The sequence below is a fragment of the Komagataeibacter kakiaceti JCM 25156 genome, from assembly GCF_000613305.1.
The window spans coordinates 1-3682 of record NZ_BAIO01000225.1; the positions used below are offsets into that span (position 1 = coordinate 1).

The window sequence follows — 3682 nt, forward strand, 5'->3', positions numbered from 1 at the left end:
CGCCAGTTGCAGCAGGCCCGGACGGGCGGCCTCGACCGCTTCCAGCGCATCCTCAAGCTGGCGCGCCCAGCCGGACCATTCCTGTCCCACCGTAAGCGGCACGGCATCCTGCAGGTGGGTGCGACCGATCTTGACCACCTGCATCCATTCCTCCGCCTTGGCGCGCAGGGCGGCAATAAGTTCACGCACGCGCGGCAGCAGGCGGCTATCAATTTCCAGCACGGTCGCCACATGCATGGCGGTGGGAAAGGAATCGTTGCTCGACTGGCCCATATTGACATCGTCATTGGGGTGTATCGGGCTTTTGGACCCGATCACGCCCCCCAGAAGCTGGATGGCCCGGTTGGCGATGACTTCATTCACGTTCATGTTCGTCTGGGTGCCCGAGCCGGTCTGCCAGACAAAAAGCGGGAATTCGGAATCGAGTCTGCCCGCGATCACTTCATCAGCAACGCGGCTGATCGCATCGGCCTTCCATTGCGGCATCCGCCCATCGGCCGCGTTGACCTGCGCCGCTGCCTTCTTGACGATGCCGTAGGCATGGCAGACCTCGATGGGCATATGGTCCCGCCCGATCGAGAAATGCACGAGGCTGCGCTGGGTCTGCGCGCCCCAGTAATGATTGGCGGGAACTTCAATTTCCCCCATCGAGTCCTTTTCCCGCCGGGTGCCGGTGGCGTCCAGCCCGATGGGACAATCACGAAGGACGGGGGTTGCGGGTTCAGTCATGGTGGCGTTCCTTTTCCCTGTGTCTTTCAGGAGATATGGGAACACCACCGCGCTTTCGCGCCCCCGCCTGGTATCACAAGCGGGTGCGCCGGGGTTTTAGAAGTCGGCTTCAAGCGTGAAGTGATAGGCGCGCGGCATGCCGGCATAGGCCGCGCTGGTGCCGCCGGCGGTCACGTTCGTACCCTCGGCCGTGCGTTATAGACGGATGACCAGTAGCGCTCATTGGCCACGTTGGTCACGCCAAAACGGGCCATCCACGGATGCTTGGCCGCACGGAACGGATAACGCAGCCCCATATCCAGCGTCACATAGGAACCGGCATAGGTCGAGTTCTGGATATCCGCCGCGCGGCGGCCCGTGTAATGGACATTGGCGTTGACCGCCATGCCATTGAGCGCAAACCCCTGCGAGAACGGAAGGCGGTAATCCATCAGCACGTTGGCCTGAAGCGGCGCCACGCCAACGGCCTCCTTGTTGGATGTCGCGGCCGAATTGGTATGCAGCACTTCGGCATCGATCCATGTCATGCCGCCAATAACCGACAGGCGGGGCGTGATGTGGCCCATGGCCTGGAATTCGACACCATAGTTACGCTGCGTGCCATAGTTGCCATAGATCAACGTGGTGGGATCAATATAGGCATAGCTGCGCGTGGCGCGGAAACCCGCTACATTGAACTGTATGTTACGGTACATGTACTTGTAGCCAACCTCGTATTCCTCACTCCGGACGGGAGAGGTGAATTCGTTGTTGTTCACCGCGCCAGCCGAAACCGAGGTGCCCGCCTGCAACGAACGGCCATAGGTGAAATAGGCCGTCTGGTTATCCGCGGGTTTGTAAACCAGGCTGGCCGTCGGGCTGAAGGCCGCCCCGCGTGAATAGGAAGGCGCGGCCCCCTTGCCCGTTACCGGGTTGGCCATGGTGTCCTGATGCAGCCAGCTCCATGCCAGCGTGCCCATGATCGACCAGTGCTTGTTGAAATGCAGCGTATCGCCCAGGATCATGGACTGGTAGCGCACGTACTGGGATTCATAGCGCCCATGGTAATAGGGCTGCTTGCCGGCATCGGGGCCGGAGGCGACCTGCGGGTTATACAGGCTGCCGCCCGTGACGGTCGTGAAGCTCTGGCCCGTGGTGGGGTTGTAGCCGCCTTCCATGTACCCGTTGGTGCCGATGACCAGATCATGCTTGATGAAGCCGGTACGCACACGCCCGTTGATGTAGGCCATGTTACTGCCGACCTTGAAGTCGTTCACCGTCGCGGCGGCGGAAACGGTCTGGTTGTAACCGCCGACGTTGTTGATCAGCGTATCGGCGGATTCGAACACCTGACGCGCCGAATCCTGGTACAGCCCGCCGATGAGGAAGCTCCAGTCATCGTTGATCCGGTGCTTGAGCTTGGCAAGGAACACGTTGTTTTCGGAGTTGAAGCCTGCGTAATCCTGCCCCATGTGCGGCTTGCCCAGATCCGGCGCTTCGGGCAGGGAATGCCCGGCCAGGTTGATGCCCGCCGGCATGCCGCGTTCATCGAAGGTATAATGGCTGGCGTCGAGTTCAAGCACGGTATTGCGGTCGAAATGGATGTCGAAATCCGCGCTGACCATGTTACGGCGGATCCAGCTATCCTGCACATAGGACGTGCCATCGCCATGCAGCAGGTTGATGCGGTAGCCGAACCAGCCATTCCTGCCCACGCGGCCCGAGGCGTCCGCGTTTTCCATGAGCGTGCCGATGGAATCCACCCCCACGACAAGGCGGTTGATGCGTTCATCCGTCGGGCGTTTCAGGCCGTATTCGAACGTGCCGGCGGGGTTCTGCGGTCCATACAGCGCACCGGCCAGACCATTGAGCACCTGCACGTTGTCAAACTGTTCGGCGGCGTAGGGGGTGACGGTAAAGGCGTTCAGGCCATCAATACGACTGTTGGAGATCACGTCCGCCTCGAACCCGCGCGACTGCGGGCGGCTGGTGCCGGGATCGGCGCGGGTTTCGAGCTGGACCGACGGCATGTACTGCATCAGGTCATTGATGTTGCGCGCCTGCTGGTTGACGATCACGTCATGCGGCACGGTCATGATCGACATGGGCGTATCAAGCGTGCGGCGCGTGCCCAGCGGGCCGAGATTGGCCATCTTCTTGTTATAGTTGGCAGCAGCGCCCGCAACCATGCGGTGATGGCCGATAACGGTCACCTCTTCCGCGTTGCCGGAAGTAACGGCGTCCTGCGTGGCCGTCTTTTCCCTGGCGGGGGTGGGTGACAGGCTGCTTTTTGCGCCGTTGTCGCCACCTGTCGTGTTCTGGGCTGTTGTACTCTGGGCATAGGCGGAGGAGCCAAGCAATGCGCCAAGACTGGCCGAAAACATCCACATCATACCAGTAGTTATTCTTGCCATGTTGGCTCCCGCTTCACTGCCGTTTGTCCATATACGCCCGTATACATACGGCCCCCGGATACTGTCTATGTATGAACAAACATATTTATCTCGAAATGATCGGATTGGATGGAACTGTGTCCCTATGGATACAGTTATAATCTGTTCCTTTTTTTATTGTGTTCGGGCGCGTCGGCTTCGCAAATCATGTACCAACTACTGTCGTTGTCATGAAATAATTCTATAACAGCGATTAAAGACCTGATTGGTATGGAATCCTGGCAGAACCGCCTTTGATCTTGACGGCGGGCCGGACACTGATATAGACGAATGTTATATTATAACACTCTGGGCGCCCGATGTCGCTTTCCCCACCCCTTTCCGCCTCCCTCCCGACTTCAGGCCGATGGATGCCGATGCAACGTACGGGCCGGAACGCCCCCGCCCCCCCCCCTGCGCCAGACATGGGCGGCGCGCGCGTGGTGGCAGCGCCTGATCTGCATGGCCATGCCGTGCGCCGCGTTATGGGGCTGATCGCCTGGGCCGTGGCCCAGCCGTGACCAAAGGCACGATCCGGCTGG

At 60.2% G+C, this 3682-nt stretch carries 2 protein-coding genes and 1 pseudogene; all 3 read right to left on the bottom strand.

The window, feature by feature from the left end; genetic code table 11:
* A partial coding sequence (locus JCM25156_RS11120) for a lyase family protein (protein WP_025813129.1) occupies positions 1–729 on the bottom strand: 729 nt, incomplete at its 3' end.
* A 96-nt stretch (positions 730–825) separates the two neighbouring features.
* Positions 826–3101 (bottom strand): annotated as a pseudogene (locus JCM25156_RS23685) (TonB-dependent receptor).
* Between the two features lie 398 nt (positions 3102–3499).
* On the bottom strand, positions 3500–3682 hold a 183-nt coding region (locus JCM25156_RS30230; RefSeq protein ID WP_206777865.1), incomplete at its 5' end, for a hypothetical protein.